Raw genomic sequence first — 13772 nt, forward strand, 5'->3', positions numbered from 1 at the left:
TTATCGAGTGTTGTAGTTTGTAAACGGGCGTTTTATTGCTTGCACCACCTTACCTGAAAATAAGATAAGGTCACAGTGGATTAAGCTGCTGTTTAGTCTAATTCAATACAAATCTTTAGGTGAGGACTGTCACAGATTATTCACGCTAGCGTGATCTAGGTTAATAAATACCTGTTTAGGGGTATAGCTAGTGAGTACTTTCGGCCTATAATCACCGACGACGGTTCTCCGAGCTTGCCTGCCTAAGTCGAAAGATATGGAGGTGTAGCCGTGGTAATAATGCCACCGGGGTGGGATAAGAAATGCTCTCACCTCCCACACTTGGAAAGGTGATCATGTCTCAATTACAAGACAGCTTTGGTCGAAAATTTCACTATTTACGGATGTCAGTCACTGACGTTTGTAACTTCAAATGCAGTTACTGCCTCCCTGATGGTTATCATCCTGAAGGTAAACCAAAATTCTTATCTCTCAATGAGATAGAAAACTTAGTCTCCGCATTTAGCCAAGTCGGCACCCAAAAAATCCGCATTACAGGCGGTGAACCTACCCTGCGTAAAGACTTTACCGACATCATTCGTGTCGTCGCTGATAACCCGCGCATTCATACTATTGCGACGACCACTAATGGATATCGACTCGAAAAGCATGCCAAAGAATGGTTCGATGCTGGCTTGCGTCGTATCAATGTGTCCGTGGATAGTTTAGATCCCAAAATGTTTTACCAGATCACCGGCGAAAATAAGTTTGACGAAGTGATGCGGGGGATTGATGCCGCTTTATCGGCAGGTTTCGAGCGAGTAAAAATCAACGCCGTACTGCTTAAAGGCTTAAACGATAAAGATTTGCCACGTTTTTTACACTGGATTAAACACACGCCAATCGACCTGCGTTTTATCGAGCTGATGGAAACGGGTCTTGGTCGTGAGTATTTTGAAGCCCATCACCTAGCGGGCGCCGACATCAAAGCACAGTTACTGGCAGATGGCTGGCAATTAGATACGCCAAGTGCCTCCGATGGTCCAGCCCAAAATTTCAGCCGCAGCGATTATCAGGGCCGTATCGGCTTGATCATGCCCTATGCCAATAATTTTTGTGCTACCTGTAACCGTTTACGGGTATCTGCTAAGGGTAAATTGCACTTGTGCCTCTTTACGGAATCCGGTGTCGATTTACGTGATCTACTACAGCATTCTAACCAGCAAGCGGAATTAATTGAGCGTCTGCACGGTCAATTAGCCCAGAAGAAAGAAACCCATTACTTGCATCAAGGCATCACAGGTGTCACTCAGCATCTTGCCTCTATTGGCGGCTAGACCTGATTTTAGGTCTGTTGCCATAGCCAATTTAGCGCGAGTATAAGCTCAATTTCCCTTGTATCCTGTTTTGACCTCAATTAAAGGATCGCTCCGATGAGCAATGTATTTACCCATATTAATGCCGATGGCAATGCCCATATGGTCGATGTAACTGAAAAAGCCGTTACCGAGCGCGAAGCCCGTGCAGAAGCTTTTATTGAGATGGCGAGCACGACACTCGAGATGATCATGAGTGGCAGCCACCACAAGGGTGATGTGTTTGCGACCGCGCGTATTGCGGGCATTCAAGCCGCAAAAAAAACCTCAGACCTTATCCCTCTCTGCCATCCGCTGATGCTAACGAAAGTTGAAGTCTATTTAGAGGCACAACCTGAACATAACCGCGTGCGTATTACTAGCCTGTGCAAGTTATCCGGCAAAACGGGCGTAGAGATGGAAGCGTTAACTGCAGCTTCAGTGGCGGCGTTAACTATCTATGACATGTGCAAGGCTGTGCAAAAAGATATGGTGATCTCCCAAGTCCGTCTGTTGGAAAAGCGTGGCGGCAAGTCGGGACATTTTAAGGTTTAGCGGATCAAAAACGAGAGAAGACTATGATTAACGTGTTGTTTTTTGCTCAAGTTCGAGAATTGTTGGGCACAGCTAAATTAAGTCTAGAGGCGAGCGAGCAGACACAAACTGCCGAAGCATTACGGGCAACGCTGGCGGCCACCGACGACAAATGGGCTAAAGTATTAACCTCTGACAAATTGCTGGTGGCGGTAAATCAGACCATTAGCCAATGGGATACACCTGTAAGCGATGGTGATGAAGTCGCCTTTTTCCCACCGGTTACAGGAGGTTAATATGCGTTTATTACCCGCAGTTCGAGTGCAAGAGGTCGATTTTAGTGTTTCTGACGAATATCGCCAGCTAGCTCAAGATGATAGCGATGGTGCCGTAGTCACTTTTGTCGGCAAAGTGCGTGATTTTAACGATGGCGCCGCGGTGACAGATTTAACCTTAGAGCACTATCCGGGCATGACCGAAGCCGTGTTAGAACAAATCGTTGCCGAGGCGCGTAGCCGTTGGCCGCTTAATAAAGTTACGGTTATTCACCGTGTCGGTACTATGGCTTTGGGTGAGCAGATTGTGTTTATCGGCGTAACCAGCGCCCATCGCAAGGCCGCTTTTGCTGCCTGTGAATTCTTAATCGACTTTTTAAAAACCAAAGCGCCATTCTGGAAATTAGAAGCGGGCGAGCAAGGTAAAAGTTGGGTTGAAGCGAAAGATGCCGATGAACAAGCGGCTAAGCTATGGCAACACAAAGACTAGTCGCGTGGCAGAGATACTCGTAGTCGCAACGCAGCTTGCCAGTTTAAGACCCGCGCGAATATTGCACTAAGGTGACCCAATGCAGAGTTTGACCCGTTTCTTCCATACCTGTGTTTTTGCATTACTCTGGTGCTTGGCGGTCGCGCCATCTAGCAGCCGAGCGGCTGATAATACAGCGATTCCCGCAATTGCCGCTGCCTCAGATTTACGTTTTGCCCTCGATGATATTAGCCAAAAATTTACCAATGAAACTGGGCTAAAAGTAAAAATATCCTATGGGTCATCGGGCAATTTTGCTACTCAAATCCAAAACGGTGCGCCCTATGAATTATTTTTATCTGCGGATGAAAAATATATTCAGCAATTGCATAGTGCTGGCGTTGCCCGTGATGCTGGGGTGCTTTATGCCCAAGGGCAACTCGCCATCGTTGTACCTAAAACCGGTCGTTTGTCCGTTGATCCTGAACTTAAGGGGTTAGCCGAAGCACTCGCTGCAGGAAAAATTACCCGTTTTGCTATTGCTAATCCTGATCACGCTCCCTATGGCGAAAAGGCCAAAGAAGCATTGCAGTTTGTGCAGTTGTGGGATGCGATTCAAGCTAAATTGATCCTTGGGGAAAATGTGTCCCAAGCAGGGCAGTTTGCGATTAGTGGTTCAACCCAGGGCGGGATTATTGCGCTCTCTTTAGCTATGTCTCCTACTTTTGCCAAACATAGTGATTACGCCATAGTGCCAGCAAAAATGCATAGCCCACTGTTTCAGCGTATGGCATTAATGGCCAAGGCGGGTGAAACAGCTCAGCATTTTTACGATTATTTAAGAGCCGATAGTGCTCGTCGTGTTTTGGCCGATTATGGTTTTGCATTGCCAGAGCAACCATGATGGATTGGCAGGCACTTTGGTTATCGGTCAAGCTGAGTGGCATCACAGTTTTAGTGTTGATTCCTTTAGCTATTTTGGCTGGACGAGCATTAGCCTATCGTCAATTTGTCGGCAAATCTTGGGTCGAGGCGCTGATCATGGTGCCCTTAGTATTACCGCCGACTGTGATTGGTTATTACTTGCTGGTGGGGCTTGGCAGTCAAAGTTGGCTCGGACAATGGATTGAGCAAGTCATGGGTCAGCAACTCGTGTTTCACTTTTCAGGTCTGGTTATCGCCTCCGTTTTAGTCAATATTCCTTTTGCTGTGCAGCCGATACAACGCGCCTTTGAAACTGTACCTAATGATGTTCGCGACGCAGCGGCTTGTTGCGGCATGAGTCGACTTAAAATTCTACTTAAAATTGAATTGCCTATGGTGTGGCCGGGTGTGCTAACGGCATTAGTTCTGTGCTTCTCCCATGTGCTTGGGGAGTTTGGCGTTGTGCTGATGATGGGCGGCAATATTGCTGGCGAGACTAAGACGATTTCGATTGCAATTTATGACAGTGTGCAATCATTCGATTTTAATGCCGCTGGCACTATGTCATTAGTCTTATTGCTGTTTGCAGTGACGGCGTTAGCACTAACAACCAGCCTATCGCGGCGTTTAGGAGGTCAGCGTGGCGCAAATCATCGCTGATCTGCAGTGTCAGATCCAAAATCATAAACACATTAAACTCAACGCCGATTTTCGCTGTAAAGCGGGTGAAGTACTTGCTGTGGTCGGGCCGTCTGGCGGTGGAAAAACCACGCTGCTACGAATGATCGCTGGGTTGAATCATCCCGATACGGGACAAATCCACTTTGGCGATCGGCCTTGGTTTGATGATAAAGCGCGTATCGCCTTAAGCCCGCAGCAACGCCATATCGGTTATATGCCGCAGCATTTTGGCTTATTTCCGAATCTCACTGCCTTAGAAAATGTAGTCGCTGGACTTGACCATATCCCCAAATCGGAGCGCATACCGCGCGCGAAAGATTGGCTCGAACGGGTCAATCTACAGGGATTACCCGATAGATTACCGGCGCATTTATCGGGCGGCCAACGCCAGCGCGTTGCGCTTGCCAGAGCGCTTGCCCGCGAACCGTCGGTTTTGTTGCTGGATGAGCCTTTTTCTGCGGTGGACAGGGAAACTCGCGAGCGTTTATACCTTGAGCTTGCGCGCCTCAAAGAGCAGTTACTCTGCCCAGTGATTATGGTCACCCATGACTTAAATGAAGCCTTACTGCTGGCCGATTCGATGATTTTGATCAGCCAAGGCAAGATGCTGCAGCAGGGTGCACCTTTCGAGGTATTGTCGCGACCACGAAATGAAGCTGTGGCTAGGCAGATGGGGCTAAGAAATATTTTTGATGGTGAAGTGGTATTTCAAGACAGCACTAAAAATCTCACTTGGCTTAAATTTGGTGAGCAGCTAATTGCCTGCGACTATGGCAAAGAGCGCCCTGTGGGAAGTCGAGTCCGTTGGGTTATCCCCAATCAAGGTATTCGTTTTAATTCGATTTCCAAAGGGCGTTTATGCCGCAGTTTTAATAAATTAGATGTCACGATCGACGCTATGCTGGTGATGGGCGAATCCGTTCGGCTTATCTGCTACGTCACAGGCACCCCATTACAACTTAACACCGAAGTCTCGCTGCATTTTGCCCAAAAGCTTGCTCTTACTAAGGGGATGCAAACTACGGTGGCACTCAAATCCGAACAAATTCATATTTTGGAATAGCTTAGTCCACCATGATAACTCTGAGTAAACCAGCCACCATTTAGGTGCGATTTCGCATTATCGCATCTAGCTCAGTTATCAATTGGGCTATTGTCGTTTGAAATTGAGCCAATTCCGCTTCAGCATTATTATTTCCCTGTTGCCTCATTTTTTCTTCGAGTATCCAAGCGTGCTCTGCTATTGATGTGAGCCCTAACATACTGATAGTTCCTGCACATCTATGGATCTTATCCGCAAGTTGAGGTGTTTTAAGTTGAATATCCTGAAGTGAGGTTTCGAGCTCAGTTTTAAACATTAATAGCATTTTGCTTAATGTCTCTTCCCGACCAAAGGCATCCTCTAATATTTTTATATCGATAAGTGCTGGTTTTGCAGACGGTAGCCATTTCAAAAGCATTTCATACAGCTCATCTAAGTGCAGTGGTTTTGCCAGTAAGTCATCCATCCCAACTGCGATGCACCTTTGCTTCTGCTCATTTAGCACGTTGGCCGTGAGTGCGATGATGGGAATATGTTGCCCCTCGATTTCCTGCGATCTCACTTGTTGGCAAAAAGTGTAGCCATCCATCACTGGCATGCGGCAATCGCATAACACTAAGTCATATTGAGTCTTTTGCATGAGGGCGAGCGCTTGGGCACCGTTATCTGCGATATCGCATGTTAGGCGTAACTGTTTCAGCTGTCGCTGCACCAATATCTGATTAAGTTGATGATCTTCAACTAATAATATTTTGCATTCTGGCCAGTTAAACTTAAATTGAATATCCCTTTGCGGGGTTGAGACAATAGTATCAATCCACCCCATGTTGATGTAACAAACATCCTTCACAGCTTGCGATGTTAAGGGATTTGCATTCAATAAACATTGCTCATTTTGATATCTATAACCCAGTGCTTCATTAAAGTGAGTGCAGAGTATGTGTTGCCGATCATCCGAAGCATTATCAGTAAACAACAGGTCTGCATTGGCTTTATTCTCTGTTAATACAATGCCTAATGAAGCTAAATGCCAAGATAAAGTGTGACGTAGTTTTATATCGCCGATGGCGATATATGTTTTTAATCCCTGCAATTGCTCATCAAATTCATTCTGAGCCACCACAGGTAAGCGAATGCGTAAACCAATAAATGTGCCTAAATGAGGGGCGCTATTCAGGATGATGTCGCCGCCCATCATTTCGGCGAGTGTATGGCTAATGGCAAGGCCCAAACCTGCACCACCATAGCTACGTGTTGTCGAGACATCAGCTTGCTCAAAAATATTGAATATTCGCGCTTGAGTCTCAGTGTTCATGCCGATACCCGTATCTTGTACGCCAATGAGCAGTAATTGTTGACCTTCTTGTTCGGCTTCAAGCTTGACTGAGACTTCAATAAATCCGCGTTCAGTGAATTTAATGGCGTTATTTACCCAATTGAATAGGATTTGTTTTATGCGAAGACTGTCTCCTGTTACCCGTGCAGCTACGCCTTGGTCAACGTGTAAGTAGAGGCTTAAGCCTTTAGTGCGTAAATCATTCATGACCATATTAAGCGTACTATCGAGAACTTCACGCAATAGAATAGGAGTTGATTCTAAGCGCATTTTCCCCATGTCTATTTTAGAAAAATCGAGAATGTTATTAATGATTTGGAGGATTTCTTCCGCGCCATTACTAATGATTTGCACCATTTGTTTTTGTTCTATGCCAAGAGGGGTAAAGCTGAGTTGCTCTGCCATACCCACGAGTCCATTCATGGGCGTGCGGATCTCATGGCTCATGGCTGCGAGAAATTCAGCTTTTCTTTTAGTGGCTTGCTCGGCGTTTTCTTTTGCGATGGCTAGAGCATTTTCGACGATGCGCCGTTTATTGATTTCTTGCCTGAGTTTTAAATAGGCTATGGTTAAGCCGCCAATGAAAAGCAGTAACCCTATCGCAATCGGCAGTAGTGTTTTGAGTAAGGTGTGCCAAGAGATGCCTTCGCTGTAATTTACGGCTAGCCAAGTATTGCGGATCTGCTGTTTTTCTTTCTCACTCATACTGGAGAAAACACGGTTAATTAATGGGATAAGTGGCCAATAAGGTTCACGAACGGCAACAGCGAGTTCATCTTTATAAGGCGTTGGTGCTGCTACTCGTAATTCATCGTCAAATTTGTCGTCGATGAGCATAGTCACAACGGCCAAATTACCTATGTAAGCCGCTGCTTTGCCCTTTGCGACTAAGGTCAGACCTTCGTCAGGGTTGGCTGAAACTACAACATCGATATTCGGATAGGCTTTTTTAATGCTTGGCAGCAGTAGATTATCTGTGATAACCACGCGTTGAAAGTTCAGTTCTGACAGCCCCGCGATTCGCGGACTGTTGCGGGCAGTGGCTATAACAATAGGGAAAGACGTAAACACTTCGCTCATGTGCCAGTCTGGATATTGTGCTTTCAATCGTGTTGGAATAATGGCGAGATCAATCTCATGATTAACGAGTGCGGTTTGGATTTCATCCCACGTTCTGGTTTTTTGTGCCGCATAATCAAGCCCTAGTTTTTCTCTGAATTGTTCAAGATAATCAGCAAGTAAACCAACCAAGATGCCTTTATTGTTAACCGAAGAGAATGGCATCCAATGACTTACAAATCCGACTCTGAGTGAAGGTAAACCTGCCAGCCATTCGCGTTCATTGGGTCTAAGTAGAAAATTACTGTGGCCTAAAAAATGAAGATCACCCATACCCAGCCAAGTTACTTCGAGAGCATTGCGCTCTTCTACACTCAGAGCCATTAAGGCGTTATCGAGTTGTGTTATAAGCAGGCTATTATTCTTCGTGATCCCTAAATGTAAGTTTTCCATCATCAGGGGGGCTTGGGCAACGATAAGAAGTTCAGGGTGTGCACTAATGTATTGGTTAGCAACATGAAGATTACCGATATAGGCATCGGTCGTTTTATCAATGACGGAGGAAAGTGCTTGTTCTGTATTAGAAAATGTTACTTCTGTTACGGTTGGATAATGCAGTTTGACTAATTTCTCCGTCGAGAATCCTTTTTCAACGGCAATCCGAGCTTGGCCAAATTCACTCACATCGCGAAAAAATCGGCTGTCGTAACGAATAACGACAACAGTAGGGGAGGTGTAGTATGAGCGGCTAAACATAAGGCATTGAGTACGTTCAACAGTACGAAAAGCGTCAAGCAAGACATCGACTTCCCCATTACAGCCAGCAGAATAGAGGCTCATCCAATTGGGATAAACCTTCCAGTCAATTTGATAATTAAGATTTTTGGCGAGCAGTTGTATGAGTTCGACACTAAATCCCGTTGTTATCTGGTCATTAATTTGTTGAAAAGGCCCCCAGCCATTGGCGAGTACGCCTACTCTAATTGTTGTGGTTTTGGGCTGTTCGGCATGAGTGATAAAAGTCATGCATAGCAGGGATAAGCAACTGAAGATGCAAAGAAGTTGGTAACGCATTTTTTGAGTAGCACTCATCTCTATGACCAAAGTGTATTAAGTCTCGAAAAAAACACCGATGCCAAGTAGTATAGATAAGGCATCCATAAGTTCACATTATCACGAGGAGTTATATATGGCTTTTAAGATCATCCTTGCCGACGATCACCCTATTATACTCACTGGCGTGCGTAGTTTGATGGCTGAAATGCAGCCAAGTTGTGACATTGTTGCTGAAGCAAATAATGTTTCCGAATTATGGCGTACATTAGAACAACATGAATGTGACTTATTGATCACAGACTTTAGTATGCCTAATGATGACAATGTCGATGGTATGGCCATGATTAAACAGCTAAGGCGAAAATATCCAAATTTACCCATAATAGTGTTGACTCAAGTACATAATTTAGGTGTATTACAAGCGCTGTTACAGATTGGAATACAAGGCTTGTTATTAAAAAAATCAGTTATTGCCGAATTAGAGAAAACAGTTAAAAAAGTATTATTAGGTTCTGTTTATATTGGCGAAACTGTCCGTGAATTATTAAATGAACAAGGTATTAATCAATATATCACCCCAGTTGAACTTTCATTGAAAGAACTCGAAGTGGTACGCTTACTGGCAAATGGCATGTCAGTGACTCAAGTCGCCAGTTATTTACACCGCAGTGTAAAAACCATTAGCACCCAAAAAACCAATGCAATGCAAAAACTCGGGTTAAAGAGTGACAGTGAATTGTTTCATTATGCACAGCAACAGGGCTTATTTTAATGTTAAAGTGGAGGGATTTCAGCCTCGAACATAATCGTTACATCTCCTTGATAAGTGCTTCCTGGATATTTCATCATTTCAGTTAAGTTGGTTTTGCTAATTTCAAATAAAAATTTTCTTGCAACATTGATATATTTTCCATCTGTATTTATAAACTTGTACTTTGTTGTTGATAGAGGTATTGATTTTCCTTCACCATTGATATAACTGATTTCAATATTTGTTTTGTGACTGTTTTTAATATTTTTAAGTTGGCACTGGCCATCGTTTTGATATTGGCAATAACTCAATGATACATAAAATATTGCGCTACTCCAGAGTTTAAATGGCAATTCAGCCTTCAAGTTCGGGGGTGTTTTACCGCTGTTTATCCATGGTGCCCAGCCCTTGGGCGGTTGCAATATCACTTTATTGCTGCCAGCAGGGAATTCTACCTTAAGTTGATGCGTTACCCTTAAAGTAAATTCTATCGTTACGTTTGAGTCTGAATAGGTTGCATCACCAAAATCGAGATCTTTATTGCGTCCAAGGCTCAACGTTAAGCTGCCTTTATAAGTGCCATTTTCCATCTTTAAAGGATCGGGAGGTTGTAGCTTATAGCCAATATAAATTCTTCTAAGGGTGATTTTATCTGAAGAGAAAGATGATTTGAATTTATTGTAATAACATACTCCACCAGATTTTTGATTGGCATTTTTTATATCGTAAAAATATTCAAGTGACCAAGAGCCTGCCCATATGTTTAGTCTAAAGTTACAATCACCTTGCACATTATGTTCAGGCCAGTACGTTCCAGTTGTACCAGCCTCTTTTATTATATTGGGTGTTTGACCTGCACCTATTTGCGTTAATTGAAACTTCATTTTATGGACATTGCCACTTCCTACCTTAGTTAATTCAATAGTTTTCTCTCCGGTGAATTTTTGATATGTGATCGCATGTTCTAATTTACCATCGTTACTAATGAGCCTTGAGGTGATGTTTGTCGGTATACTAATGGCTTGTTCTTTCTCTAGTGAGGCTGTGCCTTTACACCAGAAATCACCAGTCATTTCTTCAGGAACTGAGCAAGGGGTGGTATTAATAAACTTACTACCATTAATATCATAGGGCGCAGGTTTATATTCAGCGGTGACTTGAATGGTAGCCGCTTCTGTTAATGGGCTGAGTAGTAGATATCCCATCAAAGTATATAAAGTGTAACGATAATTCACTTGGCTAGGTTCTCTGTTAATGTTTGTTGTGCCCATGTTTGGGCATTACAAGTGATATTGCCTAATAGCAATAGGTTCTGTTCACGTTTCACTCGGTGTAAATCGAGTTCAAGGTTGCACTCTTGTATACCTTGATACTCCACTTGCAAGCTCGGATGGTGTTCACTCATTTCGACGGCAAAAAAGCCATCGGCCTCACTCAAGCTGCGCCCCGCATGGTTGGCGATAAGCGCGCCTTTAAGCGGCAATCCCTGTTGATTCACTAAGCGGCCAATCACAGTGACAGTCTTCATGACTCTGATTTGTTGGTAACTGACGCCGCCCTTATTGAGGTGGTAGTGCAATACGCTCGGTTGGATGACTGAAGGTGTGTCATCAAAGTCCTGTATGGCGAGTTGTACGCTACCACTGCGATAGGCGGTCACTGGCACTAAGTTGCGCCCAGGCTTTAAGGTGACACTGCCACCGTGCTCATCTTCTGCTTGTAAAAGGATGTCTGGGGTATCAGCCATGACATCGATTATCATGCCCGCATCGTGGTTTTGGCTTTGGCCTGAGATGCTGAGTTCACCCTGTTGCCCCAGTGCAACCATGCTATCAAGGTTGATACCTCCTGTGATGCCGCTGTTATAGGAGGATGACTGTGCATAGGCATCCCCGCTAACAATATCGTTGCTAAAGCGGCTATTGGCGGTTGCACCAACACCATAGCTATCCGTGTTTAGCCCTATCCCTATGGTTTCAATGCCACGCCAGTCTAGTTGCTGTTGGTAATCAACATAGGCATGCTGTTCTTGCCCGCCAGAACGTGAAGTTCTGCTGCCTAAGCCACCACCCATTCGACGCGTTTGATCGCCTAAGTTCATACTGAAATAAAGTGCTCCGCCTTGGTCGCGCTGGCCTGAAGTGTTAATGCTGCTAGGACGATCGAACGCATTTAAACTCCAGCTCATTTGGCGTCCCCAGAGTTTGCCGCTGTACTGCCAACCTAAGTCAATGCCTTGACCTTGCTCAGATTGATGTGACAAATAGGCCGAAACAGAGTGACCATTTCCTAAGTTATGTTGCAAAGATACACTCGTCTTTTGGGGATTAGAGTTCGTGATATCACTGCTTTGCGATTGATTGAGCTGTTGCTGATGGCTGAGTACAAAGCTGCCGTGTCTATAGCTATAAACTGCTTGCAAATCAAAATCGCTGCCCTGTTGTTCATTCATCACCCAATTACCAAAAAAGCGCAGTTGTTGGTTCCAGTCCCAATCGGCCGAAATGCTGTAGTGCCAGCCTTTATCCATAAATTGAGCCGCGGCGCCAAGGATGATCGCCGGTGTTAATAAGTAGTTTGCGAGTACCCCCGTGCTGAGTCCGCGTCTGCTTTCATCATCCCAATTCGTTATATCTTGTAACTTTTCTCCAGCAAACAAGTTCACTCGAAAGGGTTCTTCAGTGTTTTGCCATTGAGTGGGTTTGTTAATGATTTCTCGGCGACGTTCAGTGACTTGGCCATCTTCTAGAATCCGAATTTCAACTTCATATATGCCAGATGGCAATACTTTAGTATCAATGGCTTGTACGCCTGCGTTAATCTGTTGCGAGTTGATCAATTGTCCATTTTGGTAGATTTCTACCACACCTGCACGATTCGGAGTGACATAAATGGGTGTGGCACTGGCATAGGCTTGATCGACCAATAACTGATTAGAGTCACCCAACATCACGCCCATCACAGCTTGTGAGCTGCCGCTATAAATGATGGGCTGACGAACTAAACCTTGGGCATAAGGGGAGAAATACCCAAGTCGATAGAAGTGTCCTTCCTTTTGACGTTCTGTATACAACTGTTGAATAGTCGAGTTGAGTGTCTCTTCATTATTTTGAGTGACTTCACCTTCAAGTAGTGTGGTCCACTGGCCTAAACTTGCTTGGGCTTGCAAATTATAACGGCCTGCGTAATCGCTCTCATTGGATTGACTCCAATTGAGTTGTTGTCGAAATAGCGCGCCGTAGCTTCCCTGTTCAGGTAAGGCATAGTAGTGCGAGCTTAATGGCTGCTTTTCGATATTGGCCGTTAAAATAGATAATTGAGAGTTCTCCAAATTATATTCAATCGCTAATATGCCGTCCTGACAGCCTTTTGGGCACAAACCCAACTTATGTTTTTGGTTTAATTGCGCTATCCATAATTGTTGCTGGCGTTCGTCAAGATCGCTTTCGCTCACGTCAATGAGTTTTAATAGTTGCACGCTGGTATCGAGTCCTAACACTATTTCACCTTCGCCAAGCAATTTATTATCGATGGTGATTCTTACTGTTAATGGGGCATTAAAAAAATGCTCAGAAAATCCATCGGGCAAGTCTTGATATTGCTTTAGCAGCTTGAGTGAGTCTGATGGTGTGCTATTAGCCAAAGAGCAAGAGCTAAAGATTAGCGTTGCGATCAGAATCGTCAGGATCAAAGATGACAAGTGTGTTGCCTCATATCGAAAAAATGAAAAGCATGAGTCGTTAACTTGAAAATTAATAAAGCTCCCTTCGCGGGAGCTTTTTTGAAATTTAACTTAATAAATCTCTATGGTTTTTTAGGTGGTGTTTCAGATTCGAAAATCATATTGACCATGCCTTGGTAGTTACCTGCGACATAGCCGCTTGCAGGGACAGTTGGAATGATCTCTAGTCCAAGGGTTTTACCCGTTTTAGCATTGTCGACATCGACTAATTCTGTCGCAGATGTCTTCAGTTCAATACCGCCCACTTTAACTGTTAGTGCAATATTATCATTGCCACTGGCGATAATGGCTGGGTTTGATAAGTAACCCGTAATAGCACCAATGGTACTTTTAACTTCTAGTTGCTTATTTAATTGATCTAGCTTTTTTGTATGGGCGTTATATGCTAACTTTTGCTGGCTGTTGATCCAGTTATCATTGCCTGTTGGTTGCACAAAAAAGTTCTCTGACGGAATTTGTGCAATCACAGTGACTTGATGTTCAATCTTTTCAGCCGCAAATGAGTTCATGGCCACTAATAAGGTTATTGGGGCCGCCTTCCATATTTTCATTACAGTCTCCTTTTAGGG

The 13772-nt window shown here is 44.3% G+C and carries 12 protein-coding genes and 1 riboswitch; of the genes, 8 read left to right on the plus strand and 4 right to left on the minus strand.

Annotation, left to right across the window (positions count from 1 at the left end; genetic code table 11):
• Positions 1 to 214 precede the first annotated feature (214 nt).
• Positions 215 to 348, plus strand: a riboswitch (molybdenum cofactor riboswitch).
• From moaA to CKQ84_RS09750, 7 genes are all read left to right on the plus strand, one after another.
• Entirely contained in the window at positions 336 to 1316 is a 981-nt protein-coding gene (gene moaA, locus CKQ84_RS09720; RefSeq protein WP_105251082.1) for a GTP 3',8-cyclase MoaA, read from the plus strand. Its footprint overlaps the riboswitch before it by 13 nt.
• A 96-nt stretch (positions 1317 to 1412) precedes the next feature.
• Entirely contained in the window at positions 1413 to 1889 is a 477-nt protein-coding gene (gene moaC, locus CKQ84_RS09725) for a cyclic pyranopterin monophosphate synthase MoaC (protein ID WP_105251083.1), read from the plus strand.
• Positions 1890 to 1912: 23 nt separating this feature from the next.
• Positions 1913 to 2164 carry a molybdopterin synthase sulfur carrier subunit gene (moaD, locus tag CKQ84_RS09730; protein WP_105251084.1) on the plus strand — a complete coding sequence of 84 codons (252 nt, stop codon included), beginning with the start codon at positions 1913 to 1915 and terminating at the stop codon, positions 2162 to 2164.
• Position 2165: 1 nt separating this feature from the next.
• A complete protein-coding gene (gene moaE, locus CKQ84_RS09735) occupies positions 2166 to 2633 on the plus strand; it encodes a molybdopterin synthase catalytic subunit MoaE (protein ID WP_105251085.1) in 468 nt (155 codons plus the stop codon).
• A 79-nt stretch (positions 2634 to 2712) separates the two neighbouring features.
• The gene (gene modA / locus CKQ84_RS09740; protein ID WP_105251086.1) at positions 2713 to 3516 is read left to right on the plus strand and encodes a molybdate ABC transporter substrate-binding protein; all 804 of its coding nucleotides are present in this window, start codon (positions 2713 to 2715) and stop codon (positions 3514 to 3516) included.
• Entirely contained in the window at positions 3516 to 4196 is a 681-nt protein-coding gene (gene modB / locus CKQ84_RS09745) for a molybdate ABC transporter permease subunit (RefSeq protein WP_105251087.1), read from the plus strand. The genes modA and modB overlap by 1 nt, the downstream gene beginning before the upstream one ends.
• Positions 4177 to 5280, plus strand: a complete 1104-nt coding sequence (locus CKQ84_RS09750) for an ABC transporter ATP-binding protein (protein WP_105251088.1) — start codon at positions 4177 to 4179, stop codon at positions 5278 to 5280. The genes modB and CKQ84_RS09750 overlap by 20 nt, the downstream gene beginning before the upstream one ends.
• 40 nt (positions 5281 to 5320) lie before the next feature.
• Here CKQ84_RS09750 and CKQ84_RS09755 read toward each other — a convergent pair whose 3' ends face one another.
• Positions 5321 to 8680 (minus strand): transporter substrate-binding domain-containing protein, encoded by a 3360-nt coding sequence (locus tag CKQ84_RS09755; protein ID WP_254053179.1) that lies wholly within the window; start codon positions 8678 to 8680, stop codon positions 5321 to 5323.
• Between the two features lie 163 nt (positions 8681 to 8843).
• Here CKQ84_RS09755 and CKQ84_RS09760 point away from each other — a divergent pair, with 163 nt between their 5' ends.
• Entirely contained in the window at positions 8844 to 9482 is a 639-nt protein-coding gene (locus CKQ84_RS09760; protein ID WP_105251090.1) for a response regulator transcription factor, read from the plus strand.
• Between the two features lie 2 nt (positions 9483 to 9484).
• Here CKQ84_RS09760 and CKQ84_RS09765 read toward each other — a convergent pair whose 3' ends face one another.
• From CKQ84_RS09765 to CKQ84_RS09775, 3 genes are all read right to left on the minus strand, one after another.
• Positions 9485 to 10732 (minus strand): hypothetical protein, encoded by a 1248-nt coding sequence (locus tag CKQ84_RS09765; RefSeq protein ID WP_105251091.1) that lies wholly within the window; start codon positions 10730 to 10732, stop codon positions 9485 to 9487.
• Positions 10693 to 13161, minus strand: a complete 2469-nt coding sequence (locus CKQ84_RS09770) for a fimbrial biogenesis outer membrane usher protein (RefSeq protein ID WP_105251092.1) — start codon at positions 13159 to 13161, stop codon at positions 10693 to 10695. The genes CKQ84_RS09765 and CKQ84_RS09770 overlap by 40 nt, the downstream gene beginning before the upstream one ends.
• A 104-nt stretch (positions 13162 to 13265) precedes the next feature.
• Positions 13266 to 13754 (minus strand): CS1 type fimbrial major subunit, encoded by a 489-nt coding sequence (locus CKQ84_RS09775; protein ID WP_105251093.1) that lies wholly within the window; start codon positions 13752 to 13754, stop codon positions 13266 to 13268.
• Positions 13755 to 13772: the final 18 nt, after the last annotated feature.

The organism is Shewanella sp. WE21 (genome assembly GCF_002966515.1).
Classification (GTDB): Bacteria; Pseudomonadota; Gammaproteobacteria; order Enterobacterales; family Shewanellaceae; genus Shewanella; species Shewanella oncorhynchi.